Source organism: Bordetella bronchialis (assembly GCF_001676705.1).
GTDB classification, from domain to species: domain Bacteria; phylum Pseudomonadota; class Gammaproteobacteria; order Burkholderiales; family Burkholderiaceae_B; genus Bordetella_C; species Bordetella_C bronchialis.
Genome location: NZ_CP016170.1, coordinates 5,457,458 through 5,471,102, shown reverse-complemented (window position 1 = coordinate 5,471,102; position 13,645 = coordinate 5,457,458). Strand labels below are relative to the sequence as shown.

The 13,645-nt window shown below is 67.4% G+C and carries 13 protein-coding genes; 5 read left to right on the top strand and 8 right to left on the bottom strand.

Translation table 11 applies throughout. The features are described 5' to 3' along the window. Window positions 1-57: 57 nt before the first annotated feature. Window positions 58-2,865 (top strand): hypothetical protein, encoded by a 2,808-nt coding sequence (locus BAU06_RS24015; RefSeq protein ID WP_156770321.1) that lies wholly within the window; start codon window positions 58-60, stop codon window positions 2,863-2,865. 94 nt (window positions 2,866-2,959) lie between these two features. Here the strand turns inward: BAU06_RS24015 and BAU06_RS24010 are convergent, their stop codons facing one another. From BAU06_RS24010 to BAU06_RS23990, 5 genes are all read right to left on the bottom strand, one after another. Further along, the gene (locus BAU06_RS24010; RefSeq protein WP_066356545.1) at window positions 2,960-3,967 is read right to left on the bottom strand and encodes a Bug family tripartite tricarboxylate transporter substrate binding protein; all 1,008 of its coding nucleotides are present in this window, start codon (window positions 3,965-3,967) and stop codon (window positions 2,960-2,962) included. Window positions 3,968-4,036: 69 nt separating this feature from the next. Then, window positions 4,037-5,140: an NAD(P)H-dependent glycerol-3-phosphate dehydrogenase gene (locus BAU06_RS24005; RefSeq protein ID WP_066356543.1), complete on the bottom strand. Its 1,104-nt coding sequence runs from the start codon at window positions 5,138-5,140 to the stop codon at window positions 4,037-4,039. Then, window positions 5,124-5,642 carry a protein-export chaperone SecB gene (gene secB / locus BAU06_RS24000; protein WP_066356536.1) on the bottom strand — a complete coding sequence of 173 codons (519 nt, stop codon included), beginning with the start codon at window positions 5,640-5,642 and terminating at the stop codon, window positions 5,124-5,126. The genes BAU06_RS24005 and secB overlap by 17 nt, the downstream gene beginning before the upstream one ends. A 74-nt stretch (window positions 5,643-5,716) precedes the next feature. Next, a complete protein-coding gene (grxC, locus tag BAU06_RS23995) occupies window positions 5,717-5,971 on the bottom strand; it encodes a glutaredoxin 3 (protein ID WP_066356534.1) in 255 nt (84 codons plus the stop codon). Window positions 5,972-6,042: 71 nt separating this feature from the next. Further along, on the bottom strand, window positions 6,043-6,465 hold the full coding sequence (locus BAU06_RS23990) for a rhodanese-like domain-containing protein (protein ID WP_066356532.1): 423 nt from the start codon (window positions 6,463-6,465) through the stop codon (window positions 6,043-6,045). 160 nt (window positions 6,466-6,625) lie between these two features. Here BAU06_RS23990 and gpmA point away from each other — a divergent pair, with 160 nt between their 5' ends. From gpmA to BAU06_RS23970, 4 genes are read left to right on the top strand one after another with little or no spacing between them, the layout of a single operon-like run. Continuing rightward, the gene (gene gpmA, locus BAU06_RS23985) at window positions 6,626-7,378 is read left to right on the top strand and encodes a 2,3-diphosphoglycerate-dependent phosphoglycerate mutase (protein ID WP_066356530.1); all 753 of its coding nucleotides are present in this window, start codon (window positions 6,626-6,628) and stop codon (window positions 7,376-7,378) included. Window positions 7,379-7,381: 3 nt separating this feature from the next. Further along, complete coding sequence (locus BAU06_RS23980; RefSeq protein ID WP_066356527.1) at window positions 7,382-8,962, top strand: murein hydrolase activator EnvC family protein; 1,581 nt, start codon at window positions 7,382-7,384, stop codon at window positions 8,960-8,962. A 33-nt stretch (window positions 8,963-8,995) separates the two neighbouring features. Beyond that, window positions 8,996-10,462, top strand: coding sequence for a S41 family peptidase (locus BAU06_RS23975; RefSeq protein ID WP_066356523.1), 1,467 nt, complete (start codon window positions 8,996-8,998; stop codon window positions 10,460-10,462). Continuing rightward, a complete protein-coding gene (locus BAU06_RS23970; RefSeq protein WP_066356521.1) occupies window positions 10,459-11,208 on the top strand; it encodes a HesA/MoeB/ThiF family protein in 750 nt (249 codons plus the stop codon). Before BAU06_RS23975 ends, BAU06_RS23970 begins: the two co-directional genes overlap by 4 nt. 17 nt (window positions 11,209-11,225) lie before the next feature. Here BAU06_RS23970 and slmA read toward each other — a convergent pair whose 3' ends face one another. The 3 genes from slmA to argB all read right to left on the bottom strand — a co-directional run bounded on the left by slmA (window position 11,226) and on the right by argB (window position 13,512). Continuing rightward, window positions 11,226-11,801 carry a nucleoid occlusion factor SlmA gene (gene slmA / locus BAU06_RS23965; RefSeq protein ID WP_066356518.1) on the bottom strand — a complete coding sequence of 192 codons (576 nt, stop codon included), beginning with the start codon at window positions 11,799-11,801 and terminating at the stop codon, window positions 11,226-11,228. Window positions 11,802-11,866: 65 nt separating this feature from the next. Then, window positions 11,867-12,613 carry a pyrimidine 5'-nucleotidase gene (locus BAU06_RS23960; protein WP_066356513.1) on the bottom strand — a complete coding sequence of 249 codons (747 nt, stop codon included), beginning with the start codon at window positions 12,611-12,613 and terminating at the stop codon, window positions 11,867-11,869. Beyond that, a complete protein-coding gene (argB, locus tag BAU06_RS23955; RefSeq protein ID WP_066356509.1) occupies window positions 12,613-13,512 on the bottom strand; it encodes an acetylglutamate kinase in 900 nt (299 codons plus the stop codon). Before argB ends, BAU06_RS23960 begins: the two co-directional genes overlap by 1 nt. Window positions 13,513-13,645 lie beyond the last annotated feature (133 nt).

The following is a 13,645-nucleotide window of genomic DNA, read 5'->3' as shown; positions in this document are numbered from 1 at the left end:
TGCGGCCCAGCGCCGGTCAGGGCAGGGGATATTCATACCGCAGCAGAAGGATTCCCTATGAACATTCCTCCAGCCACCTCTTGCACAGGCCTTACCCCGGCCGGGCCGGGTCCGAGCCATGCAGCCGGCCATTCGGCGCAATACGACGCCTCGGCTACCCAGGCGGATTCGCCCACCCTCGTCAAGGCCAGGGCGTCCACGCCGCATCGCCGCGGGGTGCGGGACGTTTGCCGGGCCACCCGCACCGTCGCCAACCGCTGCGTCGCCGTGGTGCGGGGCGCCCAGGGCAGACTCTCCCGCAAGGTCGACAGGGCAACGGTCCGTATGGAACAGGCCTGCATGGACACGGCCGTGCGCGCCATGCACACCATGCGGCCGGTACTCAAGCGGGTGCCCGCGCTGGGCTCCGCCGGCTCGGCGGCGGACAAGGCTCGCGCGCAGACCAAGCAGCGGCTGGATACCGACATCGCCGATGTGCGGCGCTATAAAAAGGCTTTCAAGAAGGGCTTGCCCAGGATCAAGGCCGCGGAACAAAAGTTCGAACGCATGCACGCCGCCGCCCTCCGGTGCCGCAAGGATGCGCGCGACCATCTGGAAAAGCACGGCACGCGGCTCTGCCAGGCGCTGCCGCCGCTGGCGCTGGGGCAGGCCCGCCAGGCACAGGGCGCGGGCCCCAATGTGCTGCAGGCCGCCATCCAGAAAGGCAGGGAGGCCGTCAGGCTGGGCGCCGATGCCACGCCGGACGATGCGGCGAAATCCGTCGACCGGCTCTGGGCCTATGCACGGGAAGAAGCCCTGGCCGCATCCATCGACCGCGCCGTGCAGGCGCTGCAAGCCAGCGCGGCCCGCCGCCCGGCGCTGGAAGAGGCCATCGGCGCATGCCGCACGCTGGTGGAGCGCGGCCAGGCCTTGCGCCGCGAATGCGCCGTCGATTTTTCCGCCTGGGACGATGCGCTGCGCGCCTGCGCCAACGATCACGTCGAACCCTGCCTGGTCATGCTGGAGCAGAAGCACAAAGTGGATGGATTGCCGCATCCGGGTAAACCGGATTGGATGGCGACGCTGGCCGGCAAGCTGGACGTGGCCGAGCCATCCTCCGCGGACGTCAGGCGCTACATCAAGGCACATGCCGGCCGGTCCCTGCGCGCGCTGTCGGACAGCGCCTTCGACGATATGTACCGTACCGTGGCGCCCGGCGGGTATATGGGCACCATAGCCGCCCGCACCGATCGCCTCAGGTCGGCGGATGTCCTGGATGCCTGGCGCGATGCCGCCGACGAAGAGCGCGTACGCCGCTACGAGACCGAGCCGCTGCATGCGCTGGCGGACGTCACCCGGCTCATCGAAGACCGTGCCCTGCAGGGCATGAGCGACCGCGGCGCGGACGCCAGCCAGGTCGCGCTGCCGCAACAGCCCGAGTTCTATGGCCAGGCCCGGGACGCCGTGCACGCATTGCTGCGGGGCCTGTGCCTGTCCATGCGCAATGACGAAGGGCGCGCGGCGTACCTGTCCAAGCTGATTTTCGAACGCGCCGCGGAAGCCGATCGCGTCCAGCTCCTGCAGAACACCGCCTGGCGGGACCCGGCCGTCTTTGCCCGTTTCATTGACGGCGTGCTGCGGGTCACCAACAACGCGGACATCATTGGGCCGCAGTACACACGCCTGCTGCAGGAAGTGCAGGTCATTGTCCAGGGGACCGCGCTGGCCGCGGGCGATGCACGGGCGCAAGCGGGCTGGCGCAATCCGTCCGACTTCGATGGCCTGGACGGTGCGTTGCCCAGGAAGGCCCGCGGGGCGCTGCGCAAGGCGTGGGACAAGATCGCGTTCTGGGGCGGCTACCTGGTGGTCGGCAACAGCGTCAAGCTGGAGGCGGCGCGATTCTCCTATCACCAGGCTCATGTGGAAGAACGCCTGCACCGCTGGATCAAGGAAGCATCCCGCGACACACTCCGCCCCGCCGAAATGCGCCGCGCCTTCCAGGATTTCCTGGTCGTCGGCGACGACCTGCGCGCGGAATTCGACAACGCGGGATTTCGCGATACGGCCTGCGACGGATATCTGCGCATGGCCTTCTCCCTGGCTATCGCGCGCCTGGGGCCAAGACAGCTGAAGAGCCTGTACAGGAATCTGCAGCAGGCATGCCCCGATATGCGCGATCGCCGCGCCAAGCTGCCCGTGCTTTCCACGCTGCAGGCATGGTGGCGCAACAAATTCCTGGATGAAGAACGCGTCACGCCCCGCGATTCCGTGCAGTGGCAGCGTACGGCGCATCGCTGCTGGACGGGCTTGCGCGCGGCGGTGGAACAAGAGCCGGAGGCGCGCGGCTATGCCATGCAGCTCGCACGGCTGGCCAGCAAGTTCGATCGCGATAGCAGCAAGGACTACGAAGGCATCAAGGCCGCCCTGGACGGCATCATCCGGGTCGACGGCGGCACGTGGGCCAGGCCGGATGACGGCGCCTTCACCGCCTACGACGCCGGCTGGGCGCGGCAGGATCCGGGCTACATGGGCAGGCTGATCGGGCGGCTGGCGCGATATGAACACCGCATGGACGACTTCCTCAAGGCCGAGGCGCTCACCCGTACCATCGTCGAGGAAAACCGGTTCATCTACCGCTACTTCCAGCAAGGCTTGCTCTATTCCGGCAGGCGCTTCTTCGACAACAATCCCATGAACCGCTATGCCAGTCGCTTCGAGGACGCTGCCGGTCTGGAAGACGCTGAACCGGATGTGCCACCGCCGTCGGCGGCCGGCCCGTCCGGCGCGCAGCCCGGCGCGCAGGCCTCGACCGCCTCGGCGCAACCGTTGGCCGACTCGGCACAACGGTCGACCCCAACGGCGCAACCGTCCACCAGCATGGCCTAGCAGCATGGGGATGGCCACGATCCGGCCGAAGCCCATGGCGTGGCTCGCCCGGGGCCAGGCGTGAACGGGGGATCGCGGGCATACGCCCGCGATTTCAATCCAGCGACAGGTTCAGCTTTTGGATCACGGCGTCCCAGCGGGCTTTCTCGTCCCGCATGCGCGCCGTCAACTGCTCTGGGGACGACGGTGCGGGGGTGAAGTACTGCACGGCCATTTGCTCGCGGACTTTATCGCTGCTGATGATGCGCGCCAGCTCGCTGTTGAGCCGTTCGACGATGCCGCTGGGCGTGCCCGCCGGCACCAGGATGGCATCCCAGGAGATCGCCTCGAAACCGGGATAACCCTGTTCCGCCATGGTCGGAGTGTCGGGCAAGGTATCCGCCCGTTCCAGGCTGGTGACGGCCAGCACCGTGGCCTTGCCATTGCGCGCCTGCGGCATGGCGATCGCCGGCACCATGAAGGACGACTGGATGTCGCCGGAAATAATGGCGCTGATCACCTGCGGGAAGCCCGGATAGGGGATATGCGCGATATCCAGCCCGGCCTGCTCCTTGAACATCTCCATGGCCAGTTGCGACGCGCTGCCCGGCCCCACCGAGCCATAGTTCAGCGCGCCCGGCTTGTCCTTGGCCAGCTTGACGAACTGTGCCACGGTCTTGATGTTCAGGTTACTGGGCACCACCAGCACATTGGGGCTGGTCGCCACCAGGGTGACCGGCGCCAGGTCGGTGAAGGGATCGTAGCCCAGCGTCTTGCGATATAGCGTGGGCGCTGTCGTCAGCGGGCCGTTGATGGTGAACAGCATGGTGTAGCCGTCCGGCTTGGCCTCGGCCGCCAGGCGGGTGCCGATGTTGCCGCCGGCGCCCGGCTTGTTCTGCACGATGATGGGCTTGCCCAGGGCCTGGGAAAGCGGTTCCGAGACGATGCGCGCCAGCAGGTCCGGGGACGACCCGGCGGGGAAGGGCACGATCAGGTCTATGGGACGCTCGGGCCATTCCGCGCGGGCGGGGCCGCCCACCGCCATGGCGGCGACAAGACTGGCCAGGGCCAGCCACAACCGGGGCGCGCGGGCGCCGCGACGGCCGGGGGTGGATAGAAACATCGATTTCTCCTTTGGCTGGATGCATGGGCCGCGCCGGGCGGCCGCTGTGTTTTGGGGATCGATAGAAGCCTAATCGGGTACGCGCAGGTCGCCGCTCTCCGGGCGGGCATCGCGCGCCAGCAAGGTGGAGACGGCCGTCATGGGGGAGACGCCGTCGAACAGAACGGCGCACACGGCGGCGGTGATGGGCAAATCGACGTCCAGCGCGCGGGCACGGGCCAGCGCGGACCGCGCCGCGCGCACGCCCTCCGCCGTCATGCCGCCGGCCAGGATTTCATCCAGCTTGCGCCCAGCGCCGATTTCCAGGCCCACGCGGCGATTGCGGGAAAGTTCGCCGGTCGCGCTCAACACCAGGTCGCCCAGGCCGGTCAGCCCGGAAAAGGTCTCCGCCCGCCCGCCCAGCGCCACGCCCAGCCGCGTCATTTCGGCCAGGCCGCGGGTAATGAGCGCGGCGCGCGCATTGGTGCCCAGCATCAAGCCGTCGGAAACGCCGCAGGCGATGGATATGATGTTCTTCATTGCCCCGCCGACTTCCACGCCGACGACATCGGCGCCCGCATATACGCGCACGGCGCCGCCGTGCAGGGCCGCCGTGGTGGCCGCGCACAAGCCGGCGTCGCTGCTGGCGACCGTCAGGCCGACCGGCAGGCCTTGCGCGACTTCGCGCGCGAAGCTGGGGCCCGAGAGCACGCCCAGGCTGATGCCAGGCACTTTGCCCAGCGAATCCCGCGCGACTTCGTGCGGCAGGCGTCCCTGCTGTTCGTCGAAGCCTTTGCAGGTCCACACCACATGCCAGCCGGCGGCGCCCAGCGCGGGCAACCGCCGCGCCAGCGCGCCGCACATCGCCTCCAGCCCGGCCACGGGCACGCCCAGGATCAGCAGGGGGATGCCGCCGCCCTCTGCCGTGCGCGACAGAACCTGGTCCAGGTTGTCGCCGATTCCTAGCGCGGCGGGCAAAGAAACGCCCGGAAGATACCGGGCGTTTTCGTGAGTGGCGCGCATGGCCTCGGCCTGGGCCGCCTGCCGCGCCCACAGCAAAGTGGGGCGCCGCCGGGCGGCCACGGCCGCCAGCGCGGTGCCCCAGCTGCCGGCGCCCAGCACGGCGACCCGGGGGGCCGCCTGCGCGGCGTCCTGGCCGGGCGCGTTTCCGGTGCTCTTATTGGCGCGTGGCATTGGGCGGCAGGATGATGCCGGACTCATTGCCCGATTGCTGCGACTGCTGCTGCTGCAATTCGGCGATGCGCTGTTCGTACAAGGCCTGGAAGTTGACCTCCGCCAGGTGCAGGGCCGGCAGCGATGTACGCGTGATGGCGTCGGCCACGTTGGCGCGCAGATACGGGTACACCATGGTGGGGCAGACGATGCCCAGCAGCGGATCCAGCTGTTCCTGCGGGATATTGGCCAGTTCGAAAATCCCGGCCTGCGTGCCTTCCACCAGATAGAGCACCTTGTCGCCGATGCGGGTGGTCACGGTGACGGTGACGGTGGATTCGAACAGCGTTTCGGTCAGCCGCTGGCCGCCCACGTTGATGCTGACCTCGACCTGGGGCGTCTCCTGTTCCAGGAAGATGTGCGGCGCATTGGGCATTTCCAGCGACATGTCCTTCAGGTAAACGCGCTGGAGATTGAACGACGGCGTGTCGTCGCCCGCTTGCTGGTTGTTTTGATCAGCCATGAGAAATTCCGGGTTGGTAAGGGTGGGCCTGGGTCAGGCAAGGGTTGGGCCGTCCACGGGACGGCCCGCCGGGTTCAGCCCAGCATGGGGACCAGCTTCTCCGCGCGGTCGAGCGCGGCAAGATCGTCGTAGCCGCCCACGTGGGTATCGCCGATATAGATTTGCGGCACGGTGCGCCGGCCGGTGCGTTGCATCATCGCGTCGCGCTGGGACGGATCGAGGTCGATGCGGATCTTTTCGATCTCGGTCACGCCGCGCTGTTTCAGCAGGGCTTCGGCGCGCACGCAATACGGACAGACGGCGGTGCTGTACATCAGGACTTTTTTCATCGTGACGATTCTCTGGTCGAAGTGGGGCGAAGGGATATGCGCGGCGGACAGGCGCCGGTACGCCGCGGCGCTCAGGCCTTCTGCGTGACCGGCAGGCCGGCCTGGCTCCAGGCCTTCATGCCGCCTTCCAGCGCGACGACCTCTCCGAAGCCCTGGGCTTTCAGCCGGGCGACGGCGCGGCTGGCGTCGCGTCCTTGCTCGCATACCACCACCAGCGGCTTGTTCTTGGGCAGGCTGGCGGATTTCTTGTCGATATCCGCGGCAGGCACGCTGCGTGCCTGGGCGATGTGCCCCGCCTGGTACTGTTCAGCAGGCCGCACGTCCACCAGGACGGCTTGCCGCTGGTTGACCATCTGGATGGCTTCCGCCGTTCCGACACCGCCGCCCCTGCCGCCCTTGCGCAACGCCGGCAGGGCCAGCATGATGCCGGACACGACGGCGGCGGCGACGATAAAAACGTTGTTCTGGCTAAGCAGAAAATGCAGAAAATCCACGGAACGTCCTGAAATATGACGGTTAACGGAGCGGTAAACCGCCCACCAGGCGCCGCCGGTCCGGGCGCTGGCTTGCCATGGGCCGGAAGGGGCATAACCGTGCAATTATAAAATGATGCCAATCCGGCATCTTTCACCTCCGTTTCAAGCGATCCGCACTATGCACAAACTCGTTCTCATGCGTCATGGCGAAAGCCAGTGGAATCTGGAAAACCGCTTCACGGGCTGGACCGACGTGGACCTGACCGACACGGGCCGGGAACAGGCGCGCGCCGCCGGCGAGCTGCTCAAGCGCGAGGGCTATGCCTTCGACCTGGCCTATACCTCGGTGCTCAAGCGCGCCATCCGCACCCTGTGGATCGCCCTGGACGCCATGGACGCCATGTACACGCCCATCGGCAATAGCTGGCGCCTGAACGAACGCCATTACGGCGACCTCCAGGGCCTGAACAAGGCCGAGACCGCCGCCAAGTTCGGCGAGGAGCAAGTGCTGATCTGGCGCCGGGCCTATGCCATCGCGCCGGACCCCATTCCCCAGGACGACCCGCGCCATCCGCGCTTCGACAGCCGCTATGCGCGCATCCCGGCGGACCAGCTGCCGGCCACCGAATGCCTGAAAGACACCGTGGCGCGCGTGCTGCCGTTCTGGAACGAGTCCATCGCGCCCGCCATCCGGTCCGGCCGCCGCGTGCTGATCTCGGCGCACGGCAATAGCCTGCGCGCCCTGATCAAGCATCTGGACAATATCTCCGACGACGACATCGTCGGCCTGAATATTCCCACCGGGCAGCCGCTGGTGTACGAACTGGACGACGATCTGCGCCCGCTGCGCCACTACTATCTGGGCGATCCCGCCGAGATCGAGGCGGCCATGGCGGCCGTGGCCGCCCAGGGCAAGGCGAAAAAGGCCTGATCGATGCGGCTTGCGGCGAGGGGATGGACGGCGGCCACGCTGGTGCTGGCCTTGGCCGCCGGCGGCGTGCGTGCGGCGCCGCCGGATCTTGCTGAAAAGCAATCCGAAGCGCAGCGCCAGCAGTCGGCGCTGCGCGAGCGCATCCAGTCGCTGCAGAAGACCATCGACGAACGCGAGTCGGCGCGCAAGGAAGCCGCCGACGCGTTGCGCCAGTCCGAGACCGCCATCTCGCAGATCAACCGCCGGCTGGCGGAACTGGCCGCCCAGAGCAAACAGGCGGAGGCCGACCTGGCCGGGCTGGAACGCCAGATGACGGCGCAGCAGGCCGTGCTGGCCCAGCGGCGCGAGGAACTTGCCCGGCAACTGCGGGCGCAATACACCAGCGGCCTGTCGCCCTGGACCGCCTTGCTTTCCGGCGACGATCCCCAGCAGCTGGGACGCAATCTGGCCTATCTGGGCTATGTGTCCCAGGCGCGCGCCGAAGCCGTGCAGGCGCTGCGCCGCGACCTGGACGAACTGGCCCGCCTGCAAGGCCGGGCCGATGCGCGGCGCCAGGAAATCGCCCAGGTCGTCAAGGACACCGCCGACCAGAAATCGCAGCTGCTGGCGCAACAGAAAGAGCGGGCCAGCGTATTGGCGCGCCTGGAAGGGCAGATCACGGCCCAGCGCGAGGAAGCCGTCAAGCTCGGTCGCGACGACCAGCGCATGTCGCGCCTGATCGACGATCTGCAGGCGGCCATCGAAAAGCAGGCCGAGGAAGCGCGCAAGGCCGAGGAAGCGCGCCGCAAGGCCGAAGAGGCTCGCCGCAAGGCGGAAGCGGAAGCGGCGCGCAAGGCCGAGGAAGCCAGGCGCCAGGCGCTGGAAGAGGCCCGGCGCAAGGCGGAAGAAGCGCGCAAGCGGGCCGACGATGCCCGCAAGGCGGCGGACGCCGCGCGCCGTGCCCAGGAGGCTCGCGAAGCCACGCAGGCGCGCGAGCAAGTGGAAGCCGCCGCCCGTCGCGATGCCGAGGCTGCCGCCGCCGCGGACAGGCAGGCCGCCGCCGCCGCCAAGCAGGCCGAGGACGCCGAGGCCGAGGCCCGCCGCGCCGCGCAGGCGGGGCTGCCCGTCGCGCGCGGCAGCATAGACGGCTTAAAACCGGCTGAACCGGCGCCGGCCACCCAGGCGCCGCCGGCGCGGCCGCAGCCCGCCGTCGGGCGCGGCTTGCGGCCAGGACTCCCCATGCCGGTGCAGGGTGCAACCATGCAGGGCCGTTTCGGTCTAAGCCGTCCAGACGGCGGCGTGTGGCGCGGCATCGTCCTGCGCGTGCCGGAAGGCACGCCGGTGCACGCCGTCGCTCCCGGTACCGTGGTTTACGCCAATTGGCTGCGGGGCTTCGGCAACCTCATCATCGTGGATCACGGCCAGCAGTACATGACGGTGTATGCCTACAACCAGGCACTGCTCAAGCAGGTGGGCGATCGGGTCGCGGCGGGGGACACCATCGCCTCGGCCGGCGCGACGGGCGGGCAGGTGGAATCGGGCCTATACTTTGAAATTCGTCATGGTGGCGCGCCGGTGGACCCAGCCCAGTGGTTGGCCCAGTAGAAGCGTTTGGCTAAACCAATTCAGGAAGTGTGCATGAGCACTCGCAAGTTTCGTAGTTTCGGCCTGGTGTCGCTGGGCGTGGTCGCCGGGGTCATGCTCAGTGTCGGCGTAAGCGCGGTGGCGCAGCGCGGCGGCAGCCCCTTGCCCCTGGAGGAACTGCGCCAGTTCACCAACGTCTTCGGCGCCATCAAGAATAACTACGTCGAGCCCGTCGACGACAAGACGCTGATCGACAATGCGATTTCCGGCATGGTGTCGGGCCTGGATCCGCACTCCGCCTATCTGGACGCCGATGCCTACCGCGACATGCAGACCGCCACGCAGGGCGAGTTCGGCGGGTTGGGTATCGAAGTCGGCGCGGAAGACGGCTACGTCAAGGTCATCTCGCCCATCGAAGACACGCCTGCCGCGCGCGCTGGCGTCATGGCGGGCGACCTGATCACCAAGATCAACGACACGCCCACCAAGGGCATGTCCTTGAACGATGCCGTCAAGCTGATGCGCGGCGCGCCCAAGACGCCCATCACGCTGACCATCATGCGCGCCGACCATCCGCAGCCCATCGTGCTGCGCATCGTGCGCGACGTCATCAAGGTGCGCAGCGTGCGCAGCAAGATGCTCGATGGCAACGTCGCCTATGTGCGCATCGCCCAGTTCCAGGAAAAGACCGGCGCCGACATGGCGCGCCAGCTGGCCGAACTCGGCGCAAAGCAAGCGCCGCGCGCTTTGATCCTGGACCTGCGCAACGACCCGGGCGGGCTGCTGACCAGCGCCATCGGCGTGGCCTCGGCCTTCCTGCCGCCGGATTCGCTGGTGGTGTCCACCGATGGCCGCACGCCCGACTCGCGTCATAAGTACCTTGCCACGCCGGCGGAATACGCCCGCGGCGAAGGCAATTACCTGTCCGGCCTGCCGGGCTGGGTCAAGACCGTGCCCATGGTCGTGCTGGTCAACGTGGGCTCGGCGTCCGCCTCCGAGATCGTCGCCGGCGCCCTGCAGGATCACAAGCGCGCCAAGGTGATGGGCAACCGGACCTTCGGCAAGGGCTCGGTGCAGGTCATCCTGCCGCTCAGCGAAGACACCGCCATCAAGCTGACCACGTCACGGTATTTCACGCCCAGCGGCCGTTCCATCCAGGCCACCGGCATCGAACCCGATTACGTCGTGGCGGATACGGCCACGGGCGACCTGTTCCGCCTGCCGCGCGAAGCCGACCTGCAGCGTCACCTGGCCAACCAGCAAGCGCCCAACGGCGAAATCAGGTCCAGCAACGACCCGGCCAATATCGAACTGCCCAAGACGTTCGAGTTCGGCGGCAAGGACGATTTCCAGCTGAAGCAGGCGCTGAATCTGCTGGATAACAAACCCATCCAGAAGGCGGTGCCGAAGACGGCCGCGACCGACAAGGCCGGTGGCCAGCAAGCCGCCGGCGCGTCCGCCCCGCCGACCGAACGCATGATCATCACGCCGTCCGGAGTCGAGCCCGCCAAGGCAAAATGAACGACCGGCAGTTGCTGCGCTACGCCCGCCACATCCTGCTCGACGAACTGGGTATCGAAGGGCAGGAGAAATTCCTGGCGGCGCGTGCGCTGATCATCGGCGCGGGGGGGTTGGGCTCCCCAGCCGCCATGTATTTGGCCAGCGCCGGCGTGGGCCACATCACGCTGGTGGACGACGATGTGGTCGAACTCAGCAATCTGCAGCGGCAGCTGCTGCACACCACCGAAAGCCTGGGCCAGCCCAAGGTCGAGTCAGGCCGCCGCGCCTTGCATGCCTTCAATCCCGAGATCGTTGTCGAAACCATTGCACAACGCCTGCAGGGCCAGGCGCTGGAAGCCGCGGTCGCGCGCGCGGATGTGGTGCTGGATTGCTCGGACAACTTCACGACGCGGCACCAGATCAATCGCGCCTGCGTCCATCACCGCAAGCCGCTGATATCCGGCGCGGCCATCCGCTTCGACGGTCAGGTCAGTGTGTTCGACCTGCGCGGCCAGGCATCGCCGTGCTACCACTGCCTGTTTCCCGAGGCCGACGATGTGGAAGAGGCCAACTGCGCCACCATGGGCGTGCTGGCGCCGCTGGTCGGCATCATCGGCAGCGTGCAGGCGGCGGAAACCCTGAAGCTGCTGGCCGGCATAGGGGAAACGCTCTCCGGGCGCCTGCTATGCCTGGATGGGCTGTCCATGCAGTGGCGCAGCCTGAACGTGCCGCGCGACCATGAATGCGCCGTGTGCGCCCATCGCTGAGCGCGTCGGTCCGGCCATCACCCCAAGGCAAGCCGCAATTGTTCGTCCAGGTGGGCCGTGGGCGCTACCCGCCAGCCGCTTTGCGCATAGCGCAGCCAGCGTCCCAGCACGAAATGCGTCAACAGGCTGGCATGCGCGCTGACGTCGGCGTTGTTGGGCAGGCCGCCATCGTGGACGGCCGTGCGCAGCGCCTGGCGGAACGAAGCCTCGATGCGATCGTTGATGTGGTTGATGCGTTCCTGCAGGCGGTTGTCTTCGGTGACCAGCGCGTCGCCGGTCAGCACGCGCGTCATGCCCTTGTTGCGCTCCGAGAAGGTCAGCAGCATGTTGACCATGCGCCGCGCCTGTCCGATGCCCTGGGGTTCCGCTGACGCGATCTGGTTGACCAGCGTGAATATGGTCTGTTCGATGAATTCGATCAGGCCTTCGAACATCTGCGCCTTGCTGGCGAAGTGCCGGTACAGCGCGGCTTCGGAAACCTGCATGCGTGCCGCCAGGGCCGCCGTGGTGATTCTTGCCGCGTGAGGCTGCTCCAGCATTTCCGCCAGGGTCTGCAGGATCTGCGTTTTCTTTTCGCCGGGTCTGCTTGCCATGGGTAAGGCCGTCCGCGTAGCGTCCGGTAGTGGAAAGTCCAGGAATAAAAACTGAAGGAAGATTTCTAGCGCCGCAGGGGCCGCCGTTGCAGGAGCAGCTCGCTGACCGAGTTTACCCGCAAGTCCACGTAGCCCGGCCGGTTGCGGCCCCCCTTGCTGAAGGGTGTGCCGGGGTGGTTGATGTGGACCGTGCGCAGCCCCACGCGCCGCGCGCCGCGCAGGTTTTCCAGCGTGTCCTCGACCAGCACCGTATGGGCGGCCGCCACGCCTTCGCGTGCCAGGACGCGCCGCAGCAGGGTGGCCGAGGGCTTGGGCCGGAAGCTGCCGTGCCAGTTCATATGCTCGATGGCCCACAGGCTGTCGAATTGGCCCAGCAGCCCCAGGTGGCGCAGTACCGCGCGGGCGTAGTGCAGCGGCGCGTTGGTCAGCAGCACCTTGCGCCCGGGCAGGCGGCGCAGCTTGGCGGGCAGGCCTGTTTCCGCCTTGATCAGCGGGCGGACGTCGAAGTCGTGGCTCATGCGCAGGAAGGTCTCGGCATTGACGCCATGATGGCGCACCATGCCGATCACGGTGGCGCCGTAGCGCTTCCAGTAGGTCCTGCGCAGGGTATTGGCGGTGTCCAGGTCCACGCCCAGGGTCTCGGCCACCGCGCGCGTCATGCCGGCATCGATGCGCGGGAAGATGGCGTGCGAGGTGTTGTGCAGCGTGTTGTCCAGGTCGAACAGCCACAGCCGGGCGGGAACCGCGCTGGCGATCCGGCGGGAGCGGCGCAGCCGCGCCGCGGGCCGCAACAGATGCCGATGGATATGCATTACCGCGACGTGATCATGGTGCCCACGCCCTGGTCCGTCAGCAGTTCAAGCAGCAGGCAGTGCGGTACGCGGCCATCGATGATGTGCACGGAATTGACGCCGCTGCGGGCCGCGTCCAGCGAAGACGAAATCTTGGGCAGCATGCCGCCGGAGATGGTGCCGTCGGCGAACAGTTCGTCGATGGCGCGCGCGGACAGGCTGCGCAGCAACTGGCCGTTCTTGTCCAGCACGCCCGGCGTGTTCGTCATCATGAGCAGCTTTTCGGCGCCCAGTACTTCGGCCATCTTGCCGGCGACCACATCGGCGTTGATGTTGTAGGCCTTGCCATCCTGGCCATAGCCGATGGGCGAGATCACCGGAATGAACTGGTCGTCCTGCAGCGCCTTGACGACCGCCGGATCCACCTGCGTGATGTCGCCCACGAAACCGATGTCCAGCGGCTGGCCGGGGTTTTCCTTGTTGTCCATCAGCTTCTTGCGGGCGCGGATCAGGCCACCGTCCTTGCCCGTCAGGCCGACCGCCTTGCCGCCGGCCTCGTTGATCATCATGACGATGTCCTGCTGGACCTGGCCGCCCAGCACCCATTCCACGACTTCCATGGTTTCCGCGTCGGTGACGCGCATGCCCTGCACGAACGTGCCGCTTTTGCCCACGCGCCGCAGGGCATCGTCGATCTGCGGGCCGCCGCCGTGCACCACGACGGGATTCAGGCCCACCAGCTTGAGCAGGACGACGTCGTGGGCGAAGCTTTGCTGCAGGCGCTCTTCCGTCATGGCGTTGCCGCCGTACTTCACGACGATGGTCTTGCCGTGGAAGCGCCGCAGATAGGGCAGTGCCTCGGAAAGCACGCTGGCCTTCAGCGCGGGGGACAGGGCGGCGGTCTGGGAGGTATCGGTCATGGCGGTGCAACGCGATGATGATGGACAAAGGGCGCGGCACCCGGTGCCGCTGACCGGCATTGTATTACCCGTTGAGGCTTATGCCAGCGCGTAATAAAGAGATGGAGTACAAAAAAGCCCCGTTCATGTAGAT

Excerpts from the sequence above, each read along its gene's own strand:
- BAU06_RS24015 (WP_156770321.1), top strand. The coding sequence starts at position 58 with ATGAACATTCCTCCAGCCACCTCTTGCACAGGCCTTACCCCGGCCGGG.
- BAU06_RS24010 (WP_066356545.1), bottom strand. The coding sequence starts at position 3,967 with ATGTTTCTATCCACCCCCGGCCGTCGCGGCGCCCGCGCGCCCCGGTTG.
- BAU06_RS24005 (WP_066356543.1), bottom strand. The coding sequence starts at position 5,140 with ATGCCACGCGCCAATAAGAGCACCGGAAACGCGCCCGGCCAGGACGCC.
- secB (WP_066356536.1), bottom strand. The coding sequence starts at position 5,642 with ATGGCTGATCAAAACAACCAGCAAGCGGGCGACGACACGCCGTCGTTC.
- grxC (WP_066356534.1), bottom strand. The coding sequence starts at position 5,971 with ATGAAAAAAGTCCTGATGTACAGCACCGCCGTCTGTCCGTATTGCGTG.
- gpmA (WP_066356530.1), top strand. The coding sequence starts at position 6,626 with ATGCACAAACTCGTTCTCATGCGTCATGGCGAAAGCCAGTGGAATCTG.
- BAU06_RS23980 (WP_066356527.1), top strand. The coding sequence starts at position 7,382 with ATGCGGCTTGCGGCGAGGGGATGGACGGCGGCCACGCTGGTGCTGGCC.
- BAU06_RS23975 (WP_066356523.1), top strand. The coding sequence starts at position 8,996 with ATGAGCACTCGCAAGTTTCGTAGTTTCGGCCTGGTGTCGCTGGGCGTG.
- BAU06_RS23970 (WP_066356521.1), top strand. The coding sequence starts at position 10,459 with ATGAACGACCGGCAGTTGCTGCGCTACGCCCGCCACATCCTGCTCGAC.
- slmA (WP_066356518.1), bottom strand. The coding sequence starts at position 11,801 with ATGGCAAGCAGACCCGGCGAAAAGAAAACGCAGATCCTGCAGACCCTG.
- BAU06_RS23960 (WP_066356513.1), bottom strand. The coding sequence starts at position 12,613 with ATGCATATCCATCGGCATCTGTTGCGGCCCGCGGCGCGGCTGCGCCGC.
- argB (WP_066356509.1), bottom strand. The coding sequence starts at position 13,512 with ATGACCGATACCTCCCAGACCGCCGCCCTGTCCCCCGCGCTGAAGGCC.